A 24,341-nucleotide genomic window follows, 5' to 3' on the forward strand; every position below is an offset into this window, starting at 1 on the left:
CGGCGGGGCGAAGGTAAGGTTACATGGCGTCCAGCGCTTTCTGCAGCTTCCAGATATAGCGCGGCGCCTGCGGAGCCGGGTGTTTTTTCGCCACATGCTCGAAGAACTCATCGGCGTCGAGGTCGTTAATCTCCTCGATGGCGTCCTGCCGGTTTGACGAGAAGGTGCGCAGCAGCGCGCCAGCGCCGTTGGCATAGGAGACCACCACCGCATAGCGCATCACCTGCGGGTCTTTGATCCCCGCCAGCGGACCATTCTCCAGAATGCTCAGATAGGCGGCCCCCATCGAGATATTCCGTTCCGGGTTTTTCAGCTCACTGACCGACGGCTCGCCGCGCCAGCCCATCCGCCGGTAAACATCGCGTCCGGAGGTCGACGGCTTAAGCTGCATCAGCCCGACGGCGCCGGATTTACTCACTACCGCAGGGTTACCGCCCGACTCGATGGCAATGATCGCCGTGATCAGCTGCGGATCCACGCCCCAGGCGGCGCCGGCTTTTTCACTGATCGGCATCCACTGCATCGCCCGCTTCACCGGGACCTCGGGGTTCCACGGTGGATTGGTGTAATCGTGTTTCGAACTACAACCGGCCAGAAAAACGACTAAAATAAGCAACCATCTCAATTTCACACATCTATCCTTATCTACCCAAACGCCATCATGCTGCAGAACGACGGCAGCGGTACGTCCCCCGCCCGCCGACAGCCTGATGGATGACGGGTGCGGATTGAAGTTAGCCACCTGGAGATGACAATCGCCATTCCAGGCGGCATCATAACCCTTTCATTCATAGCAAGGAATTATCATGTCTCAGTTTTATCTGGTCGCGCCATCCGGTTATTGCATCAACCAGCAGGCAGCGGCCCGCGGCGTCGAGCGTCTGCAGCAGGCCGGGCACGAGGTGGCCCACCAGCAGGTCATTCCCCGTCGGCAGCAGCGTTTCGCCGGAACTGAACATGAACGGCTGGCCGATATTAACCAGCTTGCCCAGTTGCCAGGCCGCAACCGGATCGTTCTCGCGGTGCGCGGCGGCTACGGCGCCAGCCGCCTGCTGCCGCATATCGACTGGCAGGGGCTGATTGCCCGCCAGCAGCGTGACCCGTTGCTGATTTGCGGCCACAGCGATTTCACCGTCATCCAGTCGGGCCTGCTGGCCATGGGCAACGTCGTCACCTTCAGCGGGCCGATGCTCGCAGGGAACTTCGGCGCGGAGACCCTCGATCCGTTTACCGAACAGCATTTCTGGCAGGCGCTGCGCCAGCCTGAATTCACCCTCGAATGGCCGGGCGAAGGGCCGAACTGCCGGGTGGAAGGCACCCTGTGGGGCGGGAATCTGGCGATGCTGACTTCGCTTATCGGTACCCCGTGGCTACCGGCGATCCGCGACGGCATCCTGGTGGTGGAGGATATCAATGAGCACCCGTTCCGCGTCGAACGCATGCTGCTTCAGCTGTTGCACAGCGGCGTACTGGCGGCGCAGAATGCGGTGATCTTCGGCAGCTTCACCGGCGGCACGCCGAACGACTATGACGTGGGATATGACCTGCCGCAGGTGTTTGATTATCTGCGCCAGCAGCTCTCTGTACCGCTGATAAGCGGACTGGAGTTTGGCCACGAGCAGCGCACGGTGACCCTGCCGCTGGGCGCGCGCGCGCGGCTGGTCAACCAGCCATCAGCTACCACCCTGACAATCAGCGGCCACCCGGTGCTGGCAGAATAAATTTCCCAGACGCATAGGCGGATTCCCTGCGAATTGTTAAAATAGTGTCACTTTTAGCCATTTTTTCACGCCAGTCAGGGAGTACGTGAACATTGGACGCCGCTGCGGTCATTAGTCTGTTTATTCTGGGTTCTGTTTTAGTAACCTGCAGTATCTTATTGAGCTCCTTTTCTTCGCGCCTTGGCATCCCGATTCTGGTCATCTTTCTGGCCATCGGGATGCTGGCAGGCATTGACGGCATCGGCGGCATCCCCTTCGACAACTACCCCTTCGCCTACATGGTGAGTAACCTGGCGCTGGCGGTGATCCTGCTGGACGGCGGGATGCGCACCCAGGCCAGCTCCTTTCGCGTCGCGCTGTGGCCAGCACTGTCGCTGGCGACGGTCGGGGTGCTGATCACATCGGCGCTGACCGGGATGATGGCGGCCTGGCTGTTCAAACTGGATATGATCGAAGGCCTGCTGATCGGCGCCATTGTCGGCTCCACCGACGCCGCGGCGGTCTTCTCGCTGCTCGGCGGCAAGGGGCTCAACGAGCGCGTCGGCTCGACGCTGGAGATTGAGTCAGGCAGTAACGACCCGATGGCGGTCTTCCTGACCATCACCCTGATCGAAATGATCCAGCAGCACCAGACCGGCCTCAGTTGGATGTTCGCCGTGCATATCATTCAACAGTTCGGTCTCGGGATCGCCATCGGCCTCGGCGGCGGCTACCTGCTGCTGCAGATGATCAACCGCATCGTGCTGCCCGCCGGGCTCTATCCGCTGCTGGCGCTGAGCGGCGGGATCATGATTTTCGCCGTCACCACTACCCTCGACGGCAGCGGTATCCTCGCCGTCTATCTCTGCGGCTTTCTGCTGGGCAACCGGCCTATCCGCAACCGGCACGGTATCCTGCAGAACTTCGACGGTCTGGCGTGGCTGGCGCAAATCGCCATGTTCCTGGTGCTGGGCCTGCTGGTGACGCCCTCCGACCTGCTGCCGATCGCTATCCCGGCGCTGTTGCTGTCGATGTGGATGATTTTCATTGCCCGTCCGCTGTCGGTATTTGCCGGTCTGCTGCCGTTCCGCGGGTTCAACCTCCGCGAACGGGTATTTATCAGCTGGGTCGGCCTGCGCGGCGCAGTGCCGATTATTCTCGCGGTGTTCCCGATGATGGCCGGCCTGGACAACGCCCGCCTGTTCTTCAATGTCGCCTTCTTCGTGGTGCTGGTGTCGCTTCTGCTCCAGGGCACCTCGCTATCGTGGGCGGCGAAAAAAGCCAAAGTGGTGGTGCCGCCCGTCAGCTGGCCCATCTCCCGCGTCGGGCTGGATATTCACCCGGAAAACCCGTGGGAGCAGTTTGTCTACCAGCTGGGCGCCGATAAATGGTGCATCGGCGCGGCGCTGCGCGACCTGCATATGCCGCCGGAGACGCGGATTGCCGCCCTGTTTCGCAACAATGCCCTGCTGCACCCCACCGGCAGCACCCGCCTGCGGGAAGGCGATATCCTGTGCGTCATTGGCCGGGAGCACGACCTGCCGGCGCTGGGCAAAATGTTCAGCCAGTCGCCGCCGGTGGCGCTCGATCAGCGTTTTTTCGGCGACTTTATACTTGATGCCGAGGCCCGCTTCGCCGATGTGGCGCAAATCTACGGCCTCGACGGCGGAGAGGAGTTCCGCGAACATCAGCAGTCGCTGGGGGAAGTGGTGCAGCAGCTGCTGGGCGCCGCGCCAGTGGTGGGCGACCAGGTGGAGTTCGCCGGGATGGTATGGACAGTCGCGGAAAAAGAGAACGATCACGTGCTGAAGGTAGGGGTACGGGTCGCGGAAGACGAGGCGGAGTGATCCGCCCCGGAACAGGTTACAGGGTCACAACCGGCACCCGCGGCGCCAGGGCGCACATCAGCTCATAGCCGACGGTGCCGCAGCTGGCCGCCACGTCGTCGATTTTAATCTCTTTGCCCCACAGTTCGACCGGCGCGCCGATCCCGGCCTGCGGACAGGGCGTTAAATCGACCGCCAACATATCCATCGACACGCGCCCGACGGTGGTGGTGCGTACGCCGTCCACCAGCACCGGCGTGCCGCTCGGCGCCACCCGCGGGTAGCCGTCGGCATAGCCGCAGGCGACGATGCCGATCCGCTGCTCCTGGGTGGTGCGATACAGGCCGCCATAGCCAATCGCTTCGCCGGGGCGCAGGTTCTGCACGGCGATGATTTCGCTGCGCAGGGTCATCACCGGCTTCAGGCCGGTGTTCGCGATATCCTGCCACTGCCCGGAGGGCGATGCGCCATACAGCACGATCCCGGGACGAACCCAGTCAAAATGCGCTTCCGGATGCCAGAGCGTCGCCGCCGAGTTGGCCAGCGAGCGTGGGCAATCCAGCCCCTCCGCCGCCTGTTCGATCCGGCGCATCGGCTCAACAATCCCCTGCGGGTTCTCCGCCTCCGCGAAGTGCGACATCAGCGTCATCTCGCCGACGTTGCTTATCGCCCGCAGCTGCTGCCAGACGGTATGCACCCGCTCCGGCATAAAGCCCAGCCGGTTCATACCGCTGTTCACCTTGAGATAGATATCCAGCGGCGCGCGCAGCTTCGCCTGCTGCAGCGCCTTAATCTGCCAGTTGCTGTGGACGCTGGTGGTTAAGCGATATTGATCCAGCACCGCCAGCTCATCGGCATGGAAGAAGCCCTCCAGCAACAGGATCGGGCCTTTCCAGCCCTGCTCGCGCAGCAGGATCGCCTCTTCCAGGTTGAGCAAGGCGAAACCATCCGCCGCGCTTAACGCACTCCATACCCGCGCCACGCCATGGCCATAAGCATTTGCTTTGACCACCGCCCACAGGCGCGCCCCGGGGGCCGCGCGACGCACTATCTGTAAATTCTGCCGCAAGGCCAGCAAGTCGATACTGGCCACTACCGGACGGGTCATGCAAGCTCCTTAGTTGTGTGCGCCATGCAGATGCTGCGGACGCGCCGGGGTGAACCCGGGGCTGTAGCGGGCGACCGCCAGATCGTCGTAAGGGATCGCCGGCGTGCGGCCGGAGATCAAATCGCTGATAAGCTGCCCGGAGCCGCAGGCCATGGTCCAGCCGAGGGTACCGTGACCGGTGTTGAGCCACAGGTTTTTAAACGCCGTGCGCCCGACCACCGGCGTGCCGTCCGGCGTCATCGGCCGCAGGCCGGTCCAGAATGTGGCCTGCTCAACGTGGCCGCCGCGCGGGAACAGATCGCGCACCACCATCTCCAGGGTTTCGCGACGCGGCTGCAGCAGCGCTTTATTAAAACCGACGATCTCGGCCATACCGCCGACGCGAATGCGCTGATCGAAACGGGTGATGGCGATTTTATAGGTCTCATCAAGGATAGTGGAAACCGGCGCGCCGTCTTCCTGGGCAATCGGGATGGTTAACGAATAGCCTTTCAGCGGGTAGACCGGAATATCCACCAGCCCCTTGAGCATCGCCGTCGAGTAAGAGCCAAAGGCCATGACATAGGCGTCGCCCTTGATAATCTCATCGCCGCATTTCACCCCGGCAATGCGATCGCCCTCCTGCAGCAGGGCGTCCACCGCGGTGTTGAAGCGGAAGGTGACCCCGGCCTGTTCCGCCATCGCCGCCAGACGGGTGGTAAACAGCTGGCAGTCGCCGGTTTCATCGTTTGGCAGACGCAGGCCGCCGGTCAGTTTGTGGCTAACCTCCGCCAGCGCGGGCTCCACTTCGGCCAGCCGCTTCGCCTCCAGCAGCTGATAGGGCACGCCGGCGTCCTCCAGCACCGCGATGTCGCGGGTGGCGTTTTCATACTGTTTGGCGGTACGGAACAGCTGCAGCGTTCCGCCCTGACGCCCTTCATACTGAATGCCGGTGGTGTCGCGCAGCGCCTTCAGGCAGTCGCGGCTGTACTCCGCCAGGCGCACCATCCGGCCTTTGTTCTCCATATAGTGGCGGGTGTCGCAGTTGCGCAGCATTTGCCACATCCACTTCAGCTGGAACGATGTGCCGTCAAGGCCGATCGCCAGCGGCGCATGGCGCTGGAACATCCATTTGATCGCCTTCAGCGGCACTCCCGGCGCCGCCCACGGCGCCGCATAGCCGGGAGATATCTGCCCGGCGTTGGCCGCGCTGGTCTCCTCTGCCGGACCGGGCTGACGGTCGATGACCGTCACCTCATGACCCGCCTGACTCAAATACCACGCGCTGGCTACCCCAACCACCCCACTTCCCAGTATGACGACACGCATAGCAACTCCGTAACAGTTAAAGAACAATCATCTAATTACAAATTGATAACTCAGTTGAAAATATTATTCAACATACGCTTTATTTATGGTGACTTAACTCACAGCAAACCGCACCAGTCCTGAGCTGCAAGATTTACGATCTCATGCTGCGCTTTATTTTTACCCAGCATTTAATTCTGCAAATAAGCGCAAAAAACGGCTTTGAGATGGGGAAATCGCGAAGAAAAGCGATTGGCTGACAACACAGTTTGCTGTGCGGTGTTCTATGCTTGTTTAGAGGTTTTCCGTTCAGAGAAAACCAACAACAACGAGGGCGCGCTAATGGCTACGATTGACTCCATGAACAGGGACACCACCCGTTTAAGCGATGGACCCGACTGGACGTTCGAGTTACTGGAGACCTACCTGGCCGAAGTGGACCGGGTCGCTAAGCTCTATCGTCTTGACACCTACCCGCACCAGATCGAAGTCATTACTTCCGAACAGATGATGGACGCCTACTCCAGCGTCGGCATGCCCATCAACTATCCGCACTGGTCGTTCGGCAAAAAATTCATTGAGACCGAGCAGGCCTATAAGCACGGCCAGCAGGGCCTGGCGTATGAGATCGTCATCAATTCCAATCCCTGTATCGCCTATCTGATGGAAGAAAATACCATCACCATGCAGGCGCTGGTGATGGCGCACGCCTGCTACGGGCATAACTCGTTCTTCAAAAACAATTACCTGTTTCGCAGCTGGACCGACGCCAGCTCAATCATCGACTACCTGATTTTCGCCCGCAAATACATTACCGAGTGCGAAGAGCGCTATGGCGTCGACGAAGTGGAGAAACTGCTCGACTCCTGCCACGCGCTGATGAACTACGGCGTCGACCGCTATAAACGTCCGCAAAAAATCTCGCTGCAGGAGGAGAAGGCGCGGCAGAAAAGCCGGGAAGAGTATCTGCAGAGCCAGGTGAATATGCTGTGGCGTACCCTGCCGAAGCGCGAAGAGGAGAAGGCGATTGAGTCCGCCCGCCGCTACCCTTCCGAACCGCAGGAGAACCTGCTGTACTTTATGGAGAAGAACGCCCCGCTGCTGGAATCGTGGCAGCGCGAGATCCTGCGCATCGTGCGTAAAGTCAGCCAGTATTTCTACCCGCAGAAACAGACCCAGGTGATGAACGAGGGGTGGGCCACCTTCTGGCACTATACCATCCTCAACCATCTCTATGATGAAGGGAAAGTGACCGAACGCTTTATGCTGGAGTTTCTCCACAGCCACACGAACGTGGTGTTCCAGCCGCCGTACAACAGTCCGTGGTACAGCGGGATTAACCCCTACGCGCTGGGGTTCGCCATGTTCCAGGACATCAAGCGCATCTGCCAGTCGCCTACCGAAGAGGACAAGTACTGGTTCCCGGATATCGCTGGTTCCGACTGGCTGGAAACGCTGCATTTCGCCATGCGCGACTTCAAGGATGAGAGCTTTATCAGCCAGTTCCTGTCGCCGAAGATCATGCGCGATTTCCGCTTCTTTACCGTGCTCGACGACGATCACAACAATTATCTCGAGATCTCGGCGATCCACAACGAAGAGGGCTATCGCGAAATCCGCAACAAGCTCTCGGCGCAATATAACCTCAGCAATCTCGAGCCGAATATCCAGGTGTGGAACGTTGACCTGCGCGGCGACCGCTCGCTGACGTTGCGCTATGTGCCGCACAACCGCGTCCCGCTGGACAAAGGGCGGCGCGAAGTACTGAAACATGTGCATCGTCTGTGGGGGTTCGATGTGCTGCTGGAGCAGCAGAACGCCGACGGCAGCATTGAGCTGCTGGACCGCTGCCCGGCGCGGCCAAACGCGCTATAGCATTGCGGGACGTTAAAACGACGAAGGGGGCCATCGGCCCCCTTATTTTATTTATCGATCGCGAATAGCCGGCTTAACGCACATTCATGGCTAAATCGCCGGGCAGCGATTTCTGCATCCGGTGCCAGATCTCGCCGCTGTCATGGCCGTAGCGACGAACCAGCTCATACACCTGATCGTGCAGGCCGCCTTCGCACACCTTCGCCAGCTGATGATAAAAGCCCAGCGCCAGGCTGCGCGCTTCCGGGCTGGAGAAGTAGTGGCGGCCGATGCGGGTATATAGCCCCTTCATGCCGTTGAGGATCAGGCCATAAATCGGGTTGCCGGAGGCGAAAGCCAGACCGCGGAAAATGTTGTAATCGAGATCGGCGAAGGCGTCGGCGTGATCTTCCACTTCCCGGGCGCTGTCCAGCACCGCCAGCGCTTTATCCGGATGCTGACGGAACGCGGTGCGAATAAAAATCGTGGAAATATTGGTGCGCACGGAGAGAAGGTTATCAATCAACTGCGGGACGCTGTCGTGATCGAGACGCGCCAGCGTTTCAAGGATATTCAGCCCGGAGGTCTCCCAGAAGTTGTTCACTTTGGTGGGTTTGCCGTGCTGAATGGTCAACCAGCCGTCACGCGCCAGACGCTGCAACACTTCGCGCAGCGTGGTGCGGGTGACACCGATCAGCTCAGAAAGCTCGCGTTCAGCGGGGAGAATCGATCCAGGTGGGAAGCGGTTATTCCAGATGCTCTCAATGATATACTCTTCCGCGAAACCCGCAGGGCTCTGCGCCTTAATGACCATAATAATATTTCCATTACACATTGTTGCAATTGCACTCATCATACCAGAGCCGCTATAGCGCAGATAGCATCGCAAGTGAATTAAAAAGGGATCGCCGTTTCATTTTCCGTTTTTACTTTACGCTTTTCCTTATCTCCCGTAACCGCCGCAGCGCTGCGAAGAAAGTTGCTTCTCATTTTGCTCAACTGGTACTCTTGCCAATAGTTACGCACAAAATCATGCACTAATTGACGGGGAAGGATTCTGTCGTGGAAATTTCTTATGGCCGCGCGCTGTGGCGCAATTTTCTTGGCCAGTCGCCTGACTGGTACAAGCTGGCATTAATCATTTTCTTAATTATCAATCCGCTGGTGTTCGCCGTGGCGCCATTTGTCGCCGGCTGGCTGCTGGTGGTTGAGTTTATCTTTACCCTCGCCATGGCGCTGAAGTGCTATCCGCTGCTGCCGGGTGGCCTGCTGGCTATCGAGGCGCTGCTGATCGGCATGACCAGCCCAGCGCACGTGCGGGAAGAGATCGCCAGCAACCTGGAAGTGCTGCTTCTGCTGATGTTTATGGTGGCGGGCATCTACTTTATGAAGCAGCTGCTGCTGTTTGTCTTTACGCGCCTGCTGTTAGGGATCCGCAGCAAGATGCTGCTGTCGCTGGCCTTCTGCCTGGCCGCTGCCTTCCTCTCCGCCTTTCTCGATGCGCTGACGGTGGTGGCGGTGGTGATAAGCGTCGCCGTCGGGTTCTACGGCATCTATCACCGCGTCGCCTCGGCGCGCCCGGACGATAGCGACCTGCTCGACGACAGCCATATCGAGCAACACTACCGCGAGGTGCTGGAGCAGTTCCGCGGCTTTCTACGCAGCCTGATGATGCACGCCGGCGTCGGGACCGCGCTCGGCGGCGTCATGACCATGGTCGGCGAACCGCAAAACCTGATTATCGCCAAAGCGGCGGGCTGGCATTTTGGCGAGTTCTTTCTCCGCATGGCGCCCGTCACCCTGCCGGTGATGGTCTGCGGTCTGTTAACCTGTCTGCTGGTGGAAAAGTATCGCCTGTTTGGCTACGGCGAACCGCTGCCGCCGACGGTGCGCAAGGTGCTGCAGGAGTTTGACGATCGCAGCCGCGCCCAGCGCAGTCGTCAGGAGCGGCTACGGCTGATTGCCCAGGCGCTCATTGGCGTTTGGTTGATCGTCGCCCTCGCTTTTCACCTGGCTGAGGTCGGCCTGATTGGCCTGTCGGTGATCATCCTCGCCACCACCTTTACCGGGGTGACCGATGAGCACGCGATTGGCAAGGCGTTCACCGAGGCGTTGCCCTTCACCGCGCTGCTCACGGTGTTCTTTGCCGTAGTGGCGGTGATCATCGACCAGCAGCTGTTCACGCCGGTCATCGAGTTTGTTCTGCAGGCCTCTCCGCACGCGCAGCTGTCGCTGTTTTATCTGTTTAACGGCCTGCTGTCGTCCATCTCGGATAACGTTTTTGTCGGCACGGTCTACATCAACGAAGCGAAAACCGCCCTCGAGCATGGCGCCATCAGCCTGAAGCAGTTTGAGATGCTGGCGGTGGCAATCAACACCGGCACCAACCTGCCGTCAGTGGCCACCCCGAACGGCCAGGCGGCATTCTTGTTCCTGCTGACTTCCGCGCTGGCGCCGCTTATCCGACTCTCCTATGGCCGCATGGTGTGGATGGCCCTGCCCTACACCCTCGTACTGACGCTGGTCGGCCTGCTGTGCGTCGAGTTCACCCTGATGCCGGTCACCGAATGGTTGCTGGCTCACGGCTGGCTGGTTACCCCCACCCTGCCGTGATCCACGCGTCGCCCGGGTTCGCCCGGGCGATTCAATAACCAGTTACGTAATATTTTCCGCCGGGCCGCTGGCGTCGGTACGGTTTTCGTTTACACTGCCATGATTTAGCATCTTCCAGGGAAATGATTATGTTGCAATATTTAAACCAGTGCTCGCGGGGACGCGGCGCCTGGCTGCTGATGGCATTGACCGCGTTCATTCTCGAACTCGTCGCGCTGTGGTTCCAGCACGTGATGCTGCTGCAGCCGTGCGTGATGTGCATTTATGAACGCTGCGCCCTGTTTGGCATCATGGGCGCGGGGCTGGTGGGCGCTATCGCCCCTAAAACGCCGCTGCGCTATGTCGCCATGCTGATTTGGCTGTACAGCGCGGTACGTGGGCTACAGCTGGCGTGGGAACATACGATGATTCAGCTGCACCCATCGCCGTTCCAGACCTGCGATTTCGCCGCCCGTTTCCCGAGCTGGCTGCCGCTGGATAAATGGTTGCCGCAGGTGTTTGTCGCGTCCGGCGACTGTTCGGTACGCCAGTGGCAGTTCCTGTCGCTGGAGATGCCGCAATGGCTGGTGGGAATTTTCGCGGCTTATCTGGTGGTCGCTATCCTGGTGATCGTTGCTCAGCCTTTTAAAGCGAAAAAGCGCGATCTGTTTGGCCGCTAAGCCGCAGTGAGTACCGCACACTGAAACGCCCTACGGGGCGTTTTTTTGTGCCTGCCGTTCATCACTGAATCGTTTCCTGTCCGTGGTTGACCACACACACCAAAAGGCGCATATTAAATACATCTTTTATAACCCCACAGGAGCTCACATGTCATCATTACTGATCCCCGCAGACTGGAAAGTTAAACGCTCCACGCCGTTCTTTACCAAAGAGAACGTCCCCGCCGCCCTGCTGAGCCACCACAACACCGCGGCCGGTGTCTTCGGTCAGTTGTGCGTCATGGAAGGTACGGTCACCTATTACGGTTTTGCCAATGAACAGGCGACGGAGCCGGAGAATAAAGTCGTGATTCATGCCGGGCAGTTTGCCACCAGTCCGCCGCAGTACTGGCACCGCGTCGAACTCAGCGACGATGCCCGCTTCAATATTCACTTCTGGGTGGCGGAAGAAACCGACGGTGAAAACGGGCTGTTTCACGCGAAGAAAGCGTGACGGGCTTACCGCGCCCTGTCAGGCAGATTGAGGATATGGTCCTGCCAGTCGACAACGGTGGACTCGGGCACCGCTATATGGCGGACGGAGATGCGTTCGCCGTGCATCGCCGCTTTTGAGCCGGTCAGCAGCGGGTGCCAGGCCGGCAGAGGTTTGCTTTCCGCCAGCAGGCGATAGGCGCAGGTCGGCGGCAGCCATTCGAAGGTCGGCAGATTTTCACGAGTGAGCTTGATGCAGTCCGGCTCATATTCGAAGCGACGCTCGTAGTTACGGCACTGGCAGGTTTTGATATTGAGCTGACGGCAGGCGACGTTGGTGAAGTAGATCTCATCGGTATCTTCATCCATCAGCTTATGCAGGCAGCACTGGCCGCAGCCGTCGCACAGCGATTCCCACTCCGCGTCGGTCATGTCATCCAGGGTTTTTTGTTGCCAGAAAGGTTGTTCGCTCATCGGAATGTCCGTCGTTGCCAGTTAAGGGTGCACCTTATAACCAGTCTGGCACGACGATGCAAGTTTTGCCGCCCCAAAAGGCGGCAAACCGCGCTTACAGTACGCGGGTGGTGAGCGACAGGCCGTTGAAACCGACCTGCAGCTCGTCGCCGCTGTGCAGCGGTCCCACCCCTTCCGGGGTGCCGGTGAGGATCACGTCGCCGGCTTTGAGGGTAAAGAAGCGCGACATATAGGCGATCAGCGGCACAATCTTATGGATCATGTCGGCGGTAGTGCCCTGCTGGCGCACTTCGCCGTTAATCTTCAGACTTAACGGCGTATTCTGCGGGTCGCCGTGGAACTCGGCCGCCGGAATAAAGCCGGAAATCGGACAGGCGTTATCGAAGCCTTTGGCCTTCTCCCACGGCTGCCCGGCCTTTTTCATTTTAGCTTGCAGGTCGCGCAGGGTGAGATCCAGCGCGACGCCATAGCCGGCAATCCCTTTCAGCACATGCTCTTCCGTCGCCTGACGCAGCGTACCGCCGATCAGCACCGCCAGCTCCACTTCATGATGCACCGAACCCAGCCCCTCAGGAAGCACCAACGGCTGACGGAGATCGCACAGCGCGCTCTCAGGTTTAATAAACAGCACCGGCTCTTCCGGCGTCGCACTGCCCATTTCCTTGATGTGCTTTGCATAATTGCTGCCGACGCAAACCACTTTGCTCACCGGATAATCCAGGAGCGCTCCCTGCCAGTTATGATGTTGGTACATTATTTTCCCTCGTGGGTTAATCGGATTGTTTCCCCTGTTCCGCCAGGTGTTTCTTTAGTAGATTTTCAGATGGCGGAGGAAGTTGCAGGTAATAGCCCTGTTCGCTTAGCGCCTGTTTCACTTTTTCAAGGTCGGCGTTAACCAGTTTTTTGCGCCCATCCAGCGGCAGCAGCATCGCCATTTGCGGCGTGCCGAAACCGCGCATGAGCTCGTCAGGAACGCGTGAGAAATCGTCCTTTTTTTCGACGTATAAATAGGTTTGTTCACGTTTAGTACTTCGATAGATCACACAAAACATAGTTTTACTCGGAATTAGACCCGTGGTCACTTGCCTCAATATATCAGTGACTATAACATGCCTTTTAGTCTTCGGAATATCACCGCACTTCGGCGGTCGATAAACAGCAAATTGAGTAAGGCCAGGATGTCAAATACGCCAATCGAACTTAAAGGCAGTAGCTTCACGTTATCTGTCGTTCATTTGCACGATGCAAATCCCGAGGTTATTCGTCAGGCGTTAGAAGACAAAATCGCCCAGGCTCCCGCCTTTTTACGCCATGCTCCGGTGGTGGTGAATATCGCCAGCGTCGAGGAGAGTGTTGAATGGCGCGCCGTCAACGAGGCTATCGCCGCGACCGGTTTACGCATTATGGGCGTCAGCGGATGCAAAATCCCGCGCCTGAAAACCGAAATCGACCGCGCCGGGATCCCGTTATTAACCGAAGGGAAAGAAAAAGCCCCTCGTCCGGCACCGTCCGAACCCGCCCCGCCGCCGCCAGTTGCTAGTCAGATCACAAAAACGCGTTTGATTGATCAGCCGGTACGTTCCGGTCAGCGCATTTATGCGCCACACTGTGATCTTATTGTTACAAATCATGTGAGTGCCGGTGCGGAACTTATCGCTGACGGCAATATCCATGTATATGGCATGATGCGAGGACGCGCATTGGCAGGCGCCGGTGGCGACAGAGACGCCCAGATATTTTGTACCCACCTTGCGGCGGAGCTGGTCTCCATCGCCGGGGAATATTGGCTGAGCGATAACATCCCGGCCGAATTTTATGGCAAAGCGGCACGCCTGCGTTTAGGCGAAAGCGCTTTGACAATTCAACCGTTAAATTAATCCCTTTTTAACAAGGAATTTCTATGGCACGCATTATTGTTGTGACTTCGGGTAAAGGGGGCGTTGGCAAGACCACCTCCAGCGCGGCCATCGCTACAGGTTTGGCCCAGAAGGGAAAGAAAACCGTCGTTATCGACTTCGACATCGGCCTGCGTAACCTCGACCTGATTATGGGCTGCGAACGTCGCGTCGTTTATGATTTCGTCAACGTCATCCAGGGCGATGCCACATTGAACCAGGCGCTGATCAAAGATAAGCGCACGGAAAACCTCTACATTCTTCCGGCGTCCCAGACCCGGGATAAAGACGCCCTGACCCGCGAAGGCGTCGACAAAGTTCTCGAAGAACTGAAGAAGATGGAGTTCGATTTCATCGTCTGTGACTCCCCGGCAGGCATTGAAACCGGTGCGCTGATGGCGCTCTATTTCGCTGACGAAGCCATTATCACTACCAACCCGGAAGTCTCCTCCGTTCGCGACTCCGACCGTATCCTTGGCATTCTCGCCTCCAAATCCCGCCGCGCGGAAAATGGCGAAGAGCCGATCAAAGAGCACCTGCTACTGACCCGCTACAATCCAGGCCGCGTCAATAAAGGCGATATGCTGAGCATGGAAGACGTGCTGGAGATTCTGCGCATCAACCTGGTGGGCGTGATCCCGGAAGACCAGTCAGTCCTGCGCGCATCCAACCAGGGTGAGCCTGTGATCCTCGATGCCGCGTCGGACGCAGGCAAAGCCTATGCCGATACCGTTGAACGTCTGCTCGGAGAAGAACGCCCTTTCCGCTTCATTGAAGAAGAGAAGAAAGGATTCCTCAAACGCCTGTTCGGAGGATAAATTATGGCTTTACTCGACTTTTTTCTCTCGCGAAAAAAGAACACGGCTAATATTGCGAAAGAACGCCTGCAAATCATCGTCGCCGAGCGCCGCCGCGGGGACGCGGAGCCGCATTACCTGCCGCAGTTGCGCAAAGATATCCTGGAAGTGATCTGTAAATACGTGCAGATCGACCCGGAGATGGTCAGCGTGCAACTGGAGCAGCGGGACGGTGATATTTCCATTCTTGAGCTGAACGTGACCCTACCCGAAACGGAAGAGTCGAAACCCTGACCTGCTGTTCCATCCCGAAAAAAAACCGGCTACGCCACGCGCCGCCGGTTTTTTTATGGCCTGAACCAGACCGTCCGCTAGCGCGGATAGTCGCTTAACAGCCTCTTCAGCCGTTCGGCCATCAGCTCACCACGCCAACCGGAAATCAGCTCAGGCTCAGCGGCCTGCGTTTTCAGCTGCCAGTGCCAGTTCAACAGCTGGTTGATCTGCCGACGCGACGCCAGCAGCTCCGCGCTTACGCCCTTCTCAGCGCTCACTTCCTGCACCAGCGCTTTAATATCTTTAAAGGCTTTGCGGTAGCCCGGCATGTCGATCAGATTCTGCAGCGGCGCCGGCAGGGCCGACTCCGGCAGCGCCTGTGCTTTCTCGACCAGGCTAATCAGCGTTTTGCCATGGAAGCGAATTTCGCTACCGGACAACCCGAGGCTGTCGAGCTCGCCGAGGCTGGTGGGCATATAGCGTGCCACGCTCCACAGATGCTCTTCCCGCACCACAAAGTTCACCGCCAGGTCGCGCTCCCGCGCTTTGCGCAGGCGCCACTCCGCCAGCAGCTGCAGGCAGCCCAGCTGGCGGGTACGCAGCTGCCAGGCGTTGCCGATATCGCGCCAGGCCTCGGCCGGGTCGACCACCTCCTGGCGACGCTGCTGCATCAGGCGGCATTCGTCCAGTGCCGCCGATAGCCAGCCCGCGCGATCGGTCTCCGCCATTAATTGGCTGGCGATCGGCAACAGGTACCAGACGTCGGCCGCGGCATATTCACACTGACGCTCGGTTAGCGGACGCGCCAGCCAGTCGGTGCGGGATTCGCTTTTGTCCAGCGCAACCCCGGAATACTCTTCCACCATCGAGGCGAATCCCCAGGACATCGGCCGACCGCAGAAGGCTGCCAGGATCTGGGTGTCGATCAGCGGCTGCGGCATCAGGTTGAACGCGTTGAGAAAGACTTCTAAATCTTCGCTGCCGGCATGCAGGTATTTGGTCACATCCGGGTTGAGCAGCAGCTCGCGCATCGGCGCCCAGTCGGTAATCGTTAAGGGATCGATCAGAGAGACCTGGCGGCCGTCGAACAGCTGCAGCAGGCCCAGCTGCGGGTAATAGGTACGGGTACGGACAAATTCCGTATCCAGAGCGACGGCGGAGGCGGCGCTTGCCGCTTCGCAGACAGCGCGCAGGCCATCGTCGGTGGTGATCATCTGATAGTTCAAAGCATACTCTCTTAACTTGCGCCCATAAAAAACGCCGGCGTAGCCGGCGTCTGGCGACTCATTCGTTACTTAGCCTTTATTGTCCACTTTAGCGCGCGCTTCGTCACGCAGTTCTCGCCGCAAAATTTTCCCGACGTTGGATTTCGGCAGTTCGTCACGGAATTCCACCAGCTTCGGTACCTTGTAACCGGTCAAATGGCGACGGCAGAACGTAATCAGCGCTTCTTCGGTTAACGCGGCATCTTTCTTCACCACGAAGATCTTCACCGCTTCGCCGCTGCTGCCGGACGGCACGCCGATGGCCGCCACCTCAAGCACGCCGCTGTGCTGCATGACCACATCTTCGATTTCATTCGGATAGACGTTAAAACCCGACACCAGGATCATATCTTTTTTCCGGTCAACGATGCGCAGGAATCCCTCTTCATCCATCACCGCGATGTCCCCGGTGTGCAACCAGCCGTCTTTAATAATCTCATCCGTCGCGTCAGGACGCTGCCAGTAGCCCAGCATCACCTGCGGCCCCTTGATACAGAGCTCGCCCGGCTGACCCGGCGCCACTTCGTTATCGTCGTCGTCCACCAGTTTGGCTTCAGTGGAGGGCACCGGCAGGCCAATGCTGCCGCTGTGGTAGTCGATGTCGTGCGGGTTGACGCTGACCAGCGGCGAACACTCGGTCAGGCCGTAGCCCTCCAGCAGATATTGTCCGGTCAGTTTCACCCAGCGCTCAGCCACCGCCTGCTGCACCGGCATACCGCCGCCGGCGGAGAGGTGCAGCGAGGAGAAATCAAGCTGCTGGAACTCTTTGTTGTTCAGCAAGGCGTTGAACAGGGTGTTGACCCCGGTCATGGCGGTAAACGGATATTTCGCCAGCTCCTTCACCAGCCCGGGGATATCGCGCGGGTTGGTGATCAGCAGATTCTGCCCGCCCAGCTCGATAAACAGCAGGCAGTTCATGGTGAGGGCGAAAATGTGATACAGCGGCAGCGCGGTGACCACAAACTCTTTGCCGCGATGCAGCAGCGGGCCGTAGGTGGCATTGACCTGCTCAAGGTTGGCCAGCATGTTGCGGTGGGTCAGCATCGCCCCTTTAGCCACCCCGGTGGTGCCCCCGGTGTACTGTAGAAACGCCAGATCTTCCGCAACGATCTCCGGCTTCACGTACTGCATGCGATAGCCGTGCTGCAGCGCGCTGCGAAACGAGATGGCATCCGGTAGATGGTACTTCGGCACCAGCCGCTTGATGTACTTAACCACAAAGTTCACCAGCGTGCCTTTGGCGGTGGAGAGCTGGTCGCCCATGCGCGTCAGGATCACGTGTTTCACCTGGGTCTTCGCCACCACTTTTTCCAGGGTATGGGCAAAGTTGGAGACGATGACGATCGCCGCCGCGCCGCTGTCGTTGAGCTGATGCTCCAGTTCACGCGGGGTATATAAGGGGTTGACGTTAACCACGATCATCCCGGCGCGCAGGATGCCAAACAGGGCCACCGGATACTGCAGCAGGTTAGGCATCATCAGGGCCACCCGGTCGCCCTTCTGTAGTCCTAAGCCCTCCTGAAGGTAAGCGGCGAAGGCGCGACTGCGCTCTTCCAGCTTACGATAGGTCATCACTTCACCCATATTGATAAACGCCGGTTGGTCGGCGTAGCGGGTGGTGGCATGTTCAAACAGTTCAACCAGGGATTGATAGCGGTCAGGATTTATCTCCGCCGGAACATCTGCGGGATAACGGTTTAGCCAAACCTTTTTCACTGCATCACCTCTGAAATAGTTATTCGTCGTCATCACAGCCCCTGGAAAATACATTTTGTTAACATTATATTAACTCAGCGTACCAGTTTATTAATTAGGCAATGAGCAGGTTGCGAAGCGCGTCACTATTTTTTTTCTTATTCGACTGAAAACAAAGAAACAGCGGACCGGCCGCTGTTTCTTTGAACTAACAAAAACAACAAAATCATTCGGTTACAACGTTTCTGACCTCAGCTGGGCCGGGGTTGTACCACCCCCATCCGCCATAGCCGTAACCCCAGGGGCGCGGACCCAGCATCCACGGGTCGATCGGCTGCGGGGGCATCACCACCTGCTGCACCACGTTCCAGCGTTTGTAGCCGGTGGCGTTCATCAGCATAAATTTGTAGGGCGTGCTGCCTACTTTGCCTTCGACCACTCCGGCAATCGGCCCGACCACGGTCACCAGCTGACCGCGGAAGTCCACCGGATCGAGGAAGCCATTAACATCGGCATAGATCCGCCCGCGCGAGGGTTCGCCAAGTTCCGGTCGCGCACCGCTGTCCAGCGGCACGGTAGCGATTTCTAAGCGGGTTTTCCCCTGCTGGTTCTGCACGTTGACCACCTTGCCGCCAAAGCGCGCTTCCTGACCGACGTACAGCTGCGGGGCATTCATCACCCGCACTAAATCCTGCTGCGGCGTGGGGCTGGTGCCTTTGATGGCATCCGGCACCGATACGCAGCCGCTCAGCGCAACGGCAACCGCCGCGGCCAGCAGCAAGCGAACGCCCTGTTTTTGACCCGCCATGATGCGACTCCTTTTCTCAGTCTTCTTGTTACTGAGATTCACTCGCGGCCCGGAAGTTTCTTCCACGCCACCTCGTTACGCAAATAAACCGGCTCCGCTTTCTCCACGGCCACGGTTTTCCCTGCCGCCAGCAGATAACAGGCTAACGGCAGCATATCCTCTGCCGCCGGCAGTTCAATTTCGCCGCTGCTTAAGGTCAGTCCGCTCTCTTTCGCCAGATCCGGCCACGCCTGCCAACCGGTGCCGACGGTGGCCCATTCGCCGGAAAGCTGTGCCAGCCGTTCGGCCACCGCGTCCGGTTTGAGCACCGCTTCCGTCTCTTCGCCGTGCCAGACGCCCTGCTCGTCGCGCTGATACTCGGCCCAGTAGACTTCCCCCATCCGGGCGTCAATCGCCGCCAGCACGCGGGTGGCGCCGGTTTTGCGCCACGCGCCCTGCGCCATGGTGGCCAGCGTGGAAACACCGATCATCGGCAGCTCCGCGCCCAGCGCCAGCCCCTGAGCGATACCGATGCCAATGCGTACGCCGGTAAAGCTGCCAGGACCGCGGCCAAAGGCCAGCGCGTCCAGCTCGGTCAGGGTGGTGCCGCTCTCGGCGAGGACCTCCTGCACCAGCGGCAGGATACGTTGGGTATGTTCGCGGGGACAAATTTCGAAATGAGCACTAAGGGTGCCATCATTCCACAGCGCTGCGGAGCAGGCTTCTGTGGCGGTATCGATAGCCAAAATTCGCATGGGTGGTCACGCTCTCGTTACATAGTTCAGGCCTTCAGGCAGCCTGTTTTCCGGCAGACGGACAACCCGTCGCCACACCGCCCGAAGTCTAGTGGGAACCGCTAATTAACAAAATGGCGCGCAGCTTAACACATTTCAGGGCGGATTACCTTGCCGGCGGCACGGCGAGAAAGCGCACCGCCCGGCGGATATCGCGGGTTCGCGGCGCCGGCGGCAGACTGGCCAGAAAGACCGCGCCGTAGGGGCGCATCACCAGCCGGTTGTCGCAGATCACCAGCACCCCGCGATCGTCGATATCGCGGATCAGGCGGCCCACCCCCTGCTTAAGGGTGATCACCGCGTCCGGGAGCTGCACTTCATCGAACGGATCGCCGCCGCGCAGCCGGCAATCTTCCATCCGCGCTTTCAGCAACGGATCGTCCGGCGAGGTAAACGGCAGCTTATCAATGATCACCAGCGACAGCGCGTCGCCGCGCACGTCGACTCCTTCCCAGAAGCTGCTGGTGGCCACCAGCAGGGCATTGCCGGCGCTGACGAACTGCTGCAGAAGCTGGCCTTTACTGGTCTCGCCCTGCAGCAGCACCGGCAAAGTCATGGTGGCGCGGAACTGCTCCGCCAGATCGCGCATCATGGCGTGCGAAGTGCACAGCATAAAGCAGCGACCGTCGTTAGCCTCGATCAGCGGCTTGAGCATCGCCGCCAGATGGCGCGCCGCGCCGGGTTGGTTCGGCAGCGGTAGGTTACGCGGCACGCAGAGCAGCGCCTGATGCTGATAGTCAAAGGGGCTCGGCAGCAGTAGTGTCTGCGCCTCGTCGATCCCCAGCCGGGCGGTGAAATGGTGCAGATCGTCGTTTACCGACAGTGTCGCCGAGGTAAAGATCCAGCTCCCCGACTTCTGCGCCATCACCTCTTTAAACTTCTCGGCCACGGTCAACGGCGTCAGCGCAAGGGTAAAGTGGCGCGAGGTGCACTCATACCAGTAACTGTAGCCCGGCTGATTGATCTCTTTCAGCCGCTTCAGGCGCCCGCGATAAAGGGTGGCGCGCTCAAAGGCGGCATCGAGCAGCGCCGAACGCCCCAGCGAGAGTTTGGCGACGTCGTAACACAGTTCAAGCGCATCATCGAGCAGCAGCAGCGCCCGCTGAATGTGGCTGTCCGCCAGCAGTTCGCGCAGGTTGCCGCGGTAGCCAGGGTCCCCCAGCTGCAGGCGGAAATCCTGGGCGCTTTGCGCCAGGCGGTCGGCGCATTTTTGCAGCTGTTGAGTGTCTTTCAGTTCGGTGCGATAGGCAATGGTGATGTCTTTCGCCAGATCCAGCAGCTGGCGGCTGGAGAGCGACTGGCCAAAGTACTGGCTGGCGATATCCGGCAGCTGATGGGCTTCGTCGAAGATCATCACCTCCGCCTCGGGGATCAGTTCGGCAAAGCCGCTCTCTTTGACCACCATATCGGCAAGGAACAGGTGATGGTTGACGACCACTACGTCGGCGTCCATCGCTTTTTTACGCGCCTTCACCACGAAGCAATCTTTATACAGCGGGCAGTCGCTGCCGAGGCAGTTATCGTTGGTACTGGTGACCAGCGGCCAGGCCTGGGAATCTTCCGCCACGCTGGCGCAGGTGCTGATATCGCCATCCTGAGTTTGGTTCGACCAGGAGCGCAGGAGGATCACGTCGCTGAGGGTTTGCACCGGCAGATCGCCGCCCGCCAGCGCCTGCTGTTCCAGGCGTTCGAGGCACAGGTAGTTGGAGCGCCCTTTGAGCAGCGCCAGTTTGCCGGTGAATTTGAGCGCTTTGGCGACGGTGGGCAGATCGCGGCTGTAGAGCTGATCCTGCAGCGCTTTCGACCCTGTGGAGATAATCACCTTTTTTTTCGCCCGCAGCGCTGGCGCCAGGTAAGCGTAGGTTTTACCGGTTCCGGTCCCCGCTTCCACCACCAGCGGCCGGGAGGCCTCAATCGCTTCGCTGACCGCCACCGCCATCTGGCGCTGCGGCTCGCGCGGTTTAAATCCCGGTATGGCTTTGGCTAGCTGGCCGTCTGCTGCAAAATCGTCGATCACATTGCCCCCTGGTTATTTGGACAGTGATTATGTCAGGGAGAGCGGCGTTTCGCCAGTCCGGGTAGTGACGCGAGCGGAACATTATGGCAGTCTTGCCGCAGCTAAATGGAATGCTCAGAGAGGAATGAGAAATGACAATTACGCGTATTGATGCCGAAGCCCGCTGGTCAGATGTAGTGATCCACAATCAGACCCTTTACTACACCGGCGTGCCGGCGAATCTTGATGCCGATGCCTTCGAGCAGACCGCCAACACCCTGGCGCAGATTGACGCGGTGCTGGAAAAACAGGGCAGCGACAAGTCGCGCATTCTTGACGCCACCATTTTCCTCGCCGACAAAAGCGACTTTGCGGCGATGAATAAAGCGTGGGACGCCTGGGTGGTAGCCGGTCACGCCCCGGTGCGCTGCACGGTGGAAGCAACGCTGATGAACCCGCAGTATAAGGTTGAAATCAAAATTATCGCCGCGGTGTAATTACTCGTCTTCGTCTTCATCTTCAAAGCGCGCGACGATCCGTTCGCCGGTATGCGTCGCGCGTAGCTCTTCCGCCACCAGGGCAATCGCCTGGCCACTGCTCATCCCCTGGGCCATCAGTTCCTGGATACGTTCGACCGCTTTTTGCTGTTGCTCGTGGCTCAGCGAAGGTAAACCTGCAAACATCTTGTACTCCTGCTACATTGTGGGGCGTAATTATTTCACGCCGTCCCCGCCTACGCCAGAGGGACGGTAACGTTCAGGATCGAGAAAGATGTTGTCCCCCGCGATTATTACCCTGCCCTGGCGCCCGGATGCCGCCGAATACTATTTTACACCGTTAAGCGCCCTGCCCTGGGCGATGCTGCTACATTCCGGCTTTGCCGACCATCCGCATAACCGTTTTGATATCCTGGTGGCGGCCCCGCGCGCCACGCTGCTGACGCGCGGTGAACAGACCTGGGTCGATGACGGCGAGACCACTTTTGTCTCGGCGGACGATCCGCTGCAACTACTCCAGCAGCAGCTGGATCGTCAGCCGTTCACGCCGCAGCCCCATGAGGATCTGCCGTTTCTTGGCGGCGCGCTGGGGCTGTTCGGTTACGATCTGGGCCGCCGTTTTGAGCGACTTCCCACTGTGGCGCAGGCCGATATCGCGCTGCCGGATCTGGCGGTGGGGATTTATGACTGGGCGCTAATCGTCGACCATCAGCGCCAGCAGGTGTCGCTGCTCAGCTATGACGACCCGCAGCAGCGTCTGCAGTGGCTGGAGGCGCAAACGTCGGCGCCAGGTGAAACCTTCACCCTGACCTCTGCCTGGCAGTCAAATATGAGCCGCCAGCAATACGGCGAGAAATTTCGTCAGGTGCAGGCCTATCTGCGCAGCGGTGACTGCTATCAGGTCAATCTCGCCCAGCGTTTTCAGGCACGCTACGTCGGGAATGAATGGCAGGCTTTCCGCCAGTTGAACGCCGCCAACCGCGCCCCCTTTAGCGCCTTCATCCGCCTTGCGGAAGGGGCGATTTTAAGCCTGTCGCCGGAGCGATTTATTCAGCTCCGCCAGGGGGAAATCCAGACGCGCCCGATTAAGGGCACCCTGCCGCGGCTCGATTCGCCGCTGGCGGATGCGCAGCAGGCGGAGAAGCTGGCGAACTCGCCGAAAGATCGCGCCGAGAATTTAATGATTGTCGACCTGATGCGCAACGACATCGGCCGCGTCGCCGTCCCGGGCAGCGTGCGGGTCCCCGAGCTGTTCGTGGTGGAGCCCTTCCCGGCGGTCCATCATCTGGTCAGTACCATCACCGCCCGCCTGCCGGCGACGCTGCACGCCAGCGATCTGCTGCGCGCCGCCTTCCCGGGAGGGTCGATCACCGGCGCGCCGAAGGTCCGGGCGATGGAGATTATTGATGAACTGGAACCCCAGCGACGTAACGCCTGGTGCGGGAGCATCGGCTATCTGAGCTATTGCGGCAATATGGATACCAGCATCACCATTCGCACCCTAACGGCCTGGCAGGGGCAACTGTACTGTTCCGCCGGCGGCGGGATTGTGGCGGATAGTGAGGAAGCCGCAGAATATCAGGAAACTTTTGATAAAGTTAATCGTATCCTGCACCAACTGGAGAACTAGACCATGGCGGACCGCGCCCTCAATCTGGATGACTTTCTGTCCCGCTTTCAGCTGCTGCGTCCACAGCCTTCGCCACAGGCGCTAAACCAGCGGCAGGCGGCGGTGCTGGTACCGATCGTACGCCGGCCGCAGCCTGGCCTGCTGTTGACCCAGCGTTCGCCGTTGCTGCGCAAGCACGCCGGCCAGGTCGCCTTTCCCGGTGGGGCGGTAGATAATACCGATGCGACGCTTATCGCCGCCGCTCTGCGCGAAGCCCAGGAAGAGGTGGCGATCCCGCCTGAGAAGGTTGAGGTGATTGGCGTTCTGCCGCCGGTGGACAGTGTCACCGGCTTCCAGGTGACGCCGGTGGTGGGCATTATTCCACCGGATCTGCACTATCACGCCAGCCAGGACGAGGTCTCCGCGGTATTTGAAATGCCGCTCGCCGAAGCCCTGCGCCTCGGGCGCTACCATCCGCTCGATATCCACCGCCGGGGCAACGACCACCGCGTCTGGCTCTCCTGGTACCAGCATTATTTTGTCTGGGGAATGACCGCCGGGATCATTCGCGAGCTGGCGCTGCAGATAGGCGCGCGCCCTTAGCTATACTGATTATGAGAGGGCGCTCTCACTATTAGTAAAATCGCGGTTATCCATTAGTTTAATTCATGTGAATAGTTGAACTGACAGGGCGCTTCCCTCTTACACTATGCGCAGTTATTACATCGTTACCGCACCCGC

Annotated in this window: 25 protein-coding genes and 1 pseudogene; 12 read left to right on the forward strand and 14 right to left on the reverse strand. The window is 59.2% G+C overall.

Going from position 1 to position 24,341, the window contains the following annotated elements; genetic code table 11:
• Positions 1–19: 19 nt before the first annotated feature.
• Positions 20–631: a membrane-bound lytic murein transglycosylase EmtA gene (gene emtA / locus ACLEXF_RS06990; RefSeq protein WP_004203299.1), complete on the reverse strand. Its 612-nt coding sequence runs from the start codon at positions 629–631 to the stop codon at positions 20–22.
• Positions 632–806: 175 nt separating this feature from the next.
• Between emtA and ldcA the strand changes: the two genes are divergently transcribed.
• Together ldcA and ACLEXF_RS07000 are read left to right on the forward strand one after the other, a co-directional pair.
• Positions 807–1,721 (forward strand): muramoyltetrapeptide carboxypeptidase, encoded by a 915-nt coding sequence (gene ldcA / locus ACLEXF_RS06995; RefSeq protein ID WP_423265748.1) that lies wholly within the window; start codon positions 807–809, stop codon positions 1,719–1,721.
• A 92-nt stretch (positions 1,722–1,813) separates the two neighbouring features.
• Positions 1,814–3,547: a potassium/proton antiporter gene (locus ACLEXF_RS07000; RefSeq protein WP_004203303.1), complete on the forward strand. Its 1,734-nt coding sequence runs from the start codon at positions 1,814–1,816 to the stop codon at positions 3,545–3,547.
• A 16-nt stretch (positions 3,548–3,563) separates the two neighbouring features.
• On the opposite strand, the gene dadX is transcribed toward ACLEXF_RS07000, so the two are convergent.
• From dadX to ACLEXF_RS07015, 3 genes and pseudogenes are all read right to left on the reverse strand, one after another.
• Positions 3,564–4,634 (reverse strand): catabolic alanine racemase DadX, encoded by a 1,071-nt coding sequence (gene dadX / locus ACLEXF_RS07005; protein ID WP_130943887.1) that lies wholly within the window; start codon positions 4,632–4,634, stop codon positions 3,564–3,566.
• Between the two features lie 9 nt (positions 4,635–4,643).
• Positions 4,644–5,942 carry a D-amino acid dehydrogenase gene (locus tag ACLEXF_RS07010; RefSeq protein ID WP_023318600.1) on the reverse strand — a complete coding sequence of 433 codons (1,299 nt, stop codon included), beginning with the start codon at positions 5,940–5,942 and terminating at the stop codon, positions 4,644–4,646.
• A gap of 98 nt (positions 5,943–6,040) precedes the next feature.
• Positions 6,041–6,187, reverse strand: a pseudogene (locus ACLEXF_RS07015) (hypothetical protein).
• A gap of 76 nt (positions 6,188–6,263) precedes the next feature.
• Between ACLEXF_RS07015 and ACLEXF_RS07020 the strand changes: the two are divergent.
• On the forward strand, positions 6,264–7,796 hold the full coding sequence (locus ACLEXF_RS07020; protein ID WP_004203310.1) for a SpoVR family protein: 1,533 nt from the start codon (positions 6,264–6,266) through the stop codon (positions 7,794–7,796).
• Positions 7,797–7,869: 73 nt separating this feature from the next.
• Here the strand turns inward: ACLEXF_RS07020 and fadR are convergent, their stop codons facing one another.
• Entirely contained in the window at positions 7,870–8,589 is a 720-nt protein-coding gene (gene fadR, locus ACLEXF_RS07025) for a fatty acid metabolism transcriptional regulator FadR (RefSeq protein ID WP_004203311.1), read from the reverse strand.
• A 248-nt stretch (positions 8,590–8,837) separates the two neighbouring features.
• Here fadR and nhaB point away from each other — a divergent pair, with 248 nt between their 5' ends.
• The 3 genes from nhaB to ACLEXF_RS07040 all read left to right on the forward strand — a co-directional run bounded on the left by nhaB (position 8,838) and on the right by ACLEXF_RS07040 (position 11,540).
• Positions 8,838–10,388: a sodium/proton antiporter NhaB gene (gene nhaB / locus ACLEXF_RS07030; protein WP_004203313.1), complete on the forward strand. Its 1,551-nt coding sequence runs from the start codon at positions 8,838–8,840 to the stop codon at positions 10,386–10,388.
• Positions 10,389–10,516: 128 nt separating this feature from the next.
• Entirely contained in the window at positions 10,517–11,047 is a 531-nt protein-coding gene (gene dsbB / locus ACLEXF_RS07035) for a disulfide bond formation protein DsbB (RefSeq protein ID WP_004203315.1), read from the forward strand.
• Between the two features lie 148 nt (positions 11,048–11,195).
• Positions 11,196–11,540 carry a DUF1971 domain-containing protein gene (locus ACLEXF_RS07040; RefSeq protein WP_407259717.1) on the forward strand — a complete coding sequence of 115 codons (345 nt, stop codon included), beginning with the start codon at positions 11,196–11,198 and terminating at the stop codon, positions 11,538–11,540.
• Positions 11,541–11,545: 5 nt separating this feature from the next.
• Here the strand turns inward: ACLEXF_RS07040 and ACLEXF_RS07045 are convergent, their stop codons facing one another.
• The 3 genes from ACLEXF_RS07045 to ACLEXF_RS07055 form a co-directional block, all read right to left on the reverse strand.
• Positions 11,546–11,992 carry a YcgN family cysteine cluster protein gene (locus ACLEXF_RS07045; RefSeq protein WP_423265749.1) on the reverse strand — a complete coding sequence of 149 codons (447 nt, stop codon included), beginning with the start codon at positions 11,990–11,992 and terminating at the stop codon, positions 11,546–11,548.
• 94 nt (positions 11,993–12,086) lie between these two features.
• A complete protein-coding gene (locus ACLEXF_RS07050; RefSeq protein WP_017900198.1) occupies positions 12,087–12,746 on the reverse strand; it encodes a fumarylacetoacetate hydrolase family protein in 660 nt (219 codons plus the stop codon).
• Between the two features lie 16 nt (positions 12,747–12,762).
• Positions 12,763–13,044, reverse strand: a complete 282-nt coding sequence (locus ACLEXF_RS07055; protein ID WP_004203320.1) for a YcgL domain-containing protein — start codon at positions 13,042–13,044, stop codon at positions 12,763–12,765.
• 126 nt (positions 13,045–13,170) lie between these two features.
• On the opposite strand from ACLEXF_RS07055, the gene minC reads away from it, so the two are divergent.
• Genes minC through minE form a run of 3 tightly spaced genes read left to right on the forward strand, consistent with a single transcriptional unit; the run spans position 13,171 to position 14,978 of the window.
• Entirely contained in the window at positions 13,171–13,869 is a 699-nt protein-coding gene (gene minC / locus ACLEXF_RS07060) for a septum site-determining protein MinC (RefSeq protein WP_004203323.1), read from the forward strand.
• 23 nt (positions 13,870–13,892) lie between these two features.
• Positions 13,893–14,705: a septum site-determining protein MinD gene (gene minD / locus ACLEXF_RS07065; protein ID WP_002910900.1), complete on the forward strand. Its 813-nt coding sequence runs from the start codon at positions 13,893–13,895 to the stop codon at positions 14,703–14,705.
• Positions 14,706–14,708: 3 nt separating this feature from the next.
• Positions 14,709–14,978, forward strand: a complete 270-nt coding sequence (gene minE, locus ACLEXF_RS07070; protein ID WP_004103270.1) for a cell division topological specificity factor MinE — start codon at positions 14,709–14,711, stop codon at positions 14,976–14,978.
• A 77-nt stretch (positions 14,979–15,055) separates the two neighbouring features.
• On the opposite strand, the gene rnd is transcribed toward minE, so the two are convergent.
• The 5 genes from rnd to ACLEXF_RS07095 form a co-directional block, all read right to left on the reverse strand.
• Positions 15,056–16,171 carry a ribonuclease D gene (gene rnd / locus ACLEXF_RS07075; RefSeq protein WP_072500816.1) on the reverse strand — a complete coding sequence of 372 codons (1,116 nt, stop codon included), beginning with the start codon at positions 16,169–16,171 and terminating at the stop codon, positions 15,056–15,058.
• An 81-nt stretch (positions 16,172–16,252) separates the two neighbouring features.
• Positions 16,253–17,938 carry a long-chain-fatty-acid--CoA ligase FadD gene (fadD, locus tag ACLEXF_RS07080; RefSeq protein WP_025999236.1) on the reverse strand — a complete coding sequence of 562 codons (1,686 nt, stop codon included), beginning with the start codon at positions 17,936–17,938 and terminating at the stop codon, positions 16,253–16,255.
• Positions 17,939–18,143: 205 nt separating this feature from the next.
• Positions 18,144–18,725 carry a Slp family lipoprotein gene (locus ACLEXF_RS07085; RefSeq protein ID WP_004203333.1) on the reverse strand — a complete coding sequence of 194 codons (582 nt, stop codon included), beginning with the start codon at positions 18,723–18,725 and terminating at the stop codon, positions 18,144–18,146.
• A 38-nt stretch (positions 18,726–18,763) separates the two neighbouring features.
• Positions 18,764–19,459, reverse strand: a complete 696-nt coding sequence (tsaB, locus tag ACLEXF_RS07090; RefSeq protein WP_017900203.1) for a tRNA (adenosine(37)-N6)-threonylcarbamoyltransferase complex dimerization subunit type 1 TsaB — start codon at positions 19,457–19,459, stop codon at positions 18,764–18,766.
• A gap of 145 nt (positions 19,460–19,604) precedes the next feature.
• The gene (locus ACLEXF_RS07095; RefSeq protein WP_004175456.1) at positions 19,605–21,515 is read right to left on the reverse strand and encodes an ATP-dependent DNA helicase; all 1,911 of its coding nucleotides are present in this window, start codon (positions 21,513–21,515) and stop codon (positions 19,605–19,607) included.
• A 131-nt stretch (positions 21,516–21,646) separates the two neighbouring features.
• On the opposite strand from ACLEXF_RS07095, the gene ACLEXF_RS07100 reads away from it, so the two are divergent.
• Positions 21,647–21,991: a RidA family protein gene (locus ACLEXF_RS07100; protein ID WP_002910910.1), complete on the forward strand. Its 345-nt coding sequence runs from the start codon at positions 21,647–21,649 to the stop codon at positions 21,989–21,991.
• Here ACLEXF_RS07100 and ACLEXF_RS07105 read toward each other — a convergent pair whose 3' ends face one another.
• The gene (locus ACLEXF_RS07105) at positions 21,992–22,177 is read right to left on the reverse strand and encodes a YoaH family protein (protein ID WP_004203339.1); all 186 of its coding nucleotides are present in this window, start codon (positions 22,175–22,177) and stop codon (positions 21,992–21,994) included.
• A gap of 88 nt (positions 22,178–22,265) precedes the next feature.
• On the opposite strand from ACLEXF_RS07105, the gene pabB reads away from it, so the two are divergent.
• Both pabB and ACLEXF_RS07115 read left to right on the forward strand, forming a co-directional pair.
• Positions 22,266–23,621 (forward strand): aminodeoxychorismate synthase component 1, encoded by a 1,356-nt coding sequence (pabB, locus tag ACLEXF_RS07110; RefSeq protein ID WP_062914104.1) that lies wholly within the window; start codon positions 22,266–22,268, stop codon positions 23,619–23,621.
• Positions 23,622–23,624: 3 nt separating this feature from the next.
• Entirely contained in the window at positions 23,625–24,203 is a 579-nt protein-coding gene (locus ACLEXF_RS07115; RefSeq protein WP_004203342.1) for a CoA pyrophosphatase, read from the forward strand.
• Positions 24,204–24,341 lie beyond the last annotated feature (138 nt).

It is taken from the genome of Klebsiella pneumoniae complex sp. WS1778, assembly GCF_049472055.1.
Taxonomy (GTDB): Bacteria; Pseudomonadota; Gammaproteobacteria; order Enterobacterales; family Enterobacteriaceae; genus Klebsiella; species Klebsiella quasipneumoniae.

Excerpts from the sequence above, each read along its gene's own strand:
- dsbB (WP_004203315.1), top strand. The coding sequence starts at position 10,517 with ATGTTGCAATATTTAAACCAGTGCTCGCGGGGACGCGGCGCCTGGCTG.
- minC (WP_004203323.1), top strand. The coding sequence starts at position 13,171 with ATGTCAAATACGCCAATCGAACTTAAAGGCAGTAGCTTCACGTTATCT.
- minE (WP_004103270.1), top strand. The coding sequence starts at position 14,709 with ATGGCTTTACTCGACTTTTTTCTCTCGCGAAAAAAGAACACGGCTAAT.
- ACLEXF_RS07100 (WP_002910910.1), top strand. The coding sequence starts at position 21,647 with ATGACAATTACGCGTATTGATGCCGAAGCCCGCTGGTCAGATGTAGTG.
- ACLEXF_RS07050 (WP_017900198.1), bottom strand. The coding sequence starts at position 12,746 with ATGTACCAACATCATAACTGGCAGGGAGCGCTCCTGGATTATCCGGTG.
- tsaB (WP_017900203.1), bottom strand. The coding sequence starts at position 19,459 with ATGCGAATTTTGGCTATCGATACCGCCACAGAAGCCTGCTCCGCAGCG.
- ACLEXF_RS07040 (WP_407259717.1), top strand. The coding sequence starts at position 11,196 with ATGTCATCATTACTGATCCCCGCAGACTGGAAAGTTAAACGCTCCACG.
- ACLEXF_RS07115 (WP_004203342.1), top strand. The coding sequence starts at position 23,625 with ATGGCGGACCGCGCCCTCAATCTGGATGACTTTCTGTCCCGCTTTCAG.
- dadX (WP_130943887.1), bottom strand. The coding sequence starts at position 4,634 with ATGACCCGTCCGGTAGTGGCCAGTATCGACTTGCTGGCCTTGCGGCAG.
- ldcA (WP_423265748.1), top strand. The coding sequence starts at position 807 with ATGTCTCAGTTTTATCTGGTCGCGCCATCCGGTTATTGCATCAACCAG.
- ACLEXF_RS07010 (WP_023318600.1), bottom strand. The coding sequence starts at position 5,942 with ATGCGTGTCGTCATACTGGGAAGTGGGGTGGTTGGGGTAGCCAGCGCG.
- ACLEXF_RS07055 (WP_004203320.1), bottom strand. The coding sequence starts at position 13,044 with ATGTTTTGTGTGATCTATCGAAGTACTAAACGTGAACAAACCTATTTA.
- rnd (WP_072500816.1), bottom strand. The coding sequence starts at position 16,171 with ATGATCACCACCGACGATGGCCTGCGCGCTGTCTGCGAAGCGGCAAGC.
- pabB (WP_062914104.1), top strand. The coding sequence starts at position 22,266 with ATGTTGTCCCCCGCGATTATTACCCTGCCCTGGCGCCCGGATGCCGCC.
- ACLEXF_RS07020 (WP_004203310.1), top strand. The coding sequence starts at position 6,264 with ATGGCTACGATTGACTCCATGAACAGGGACACCACCCGTTTAAGCGAT.
- fadR (WP_004203311.1), bottom strand. The coding sequence starts at position 8,589 with ATGGTCATTAAGGCGCAGAGCCCTGCGGGTTTCGCGGAAGAGTATATC.
- minD (WP_002910900.1), top strand. The coding sequence starts at position 13,893 with ATGGCACGCATTATTGTTGTGACTTCGGGTAAAGGGGGCGTTGGCAAG.
- ACLEXF_RS07085 (WP_004203333.1), bottom strand. The coding sequence starts at position 18,725 with ATGGCGGGTCAAAAACAGGGCGTTCGCTTGCTGCTGGCCGCGGCGGTT.
- ACLEXF_RS07045 (WP_423265749.1), bottom strand. The coding sequence starts at position 11,992 with ATGAGCGAACAACCTTTCTGGCAACAAAAAACCCTGGATGACATGACC.
- ACLEXF_RS07105 (WP_004203339.1), bottom strand. The coding sequence starts at position 22,177 with ATGTTTGCAGGTTTACCTTCGCTGAGCCACGAGCAACAGCAAAAAGCG.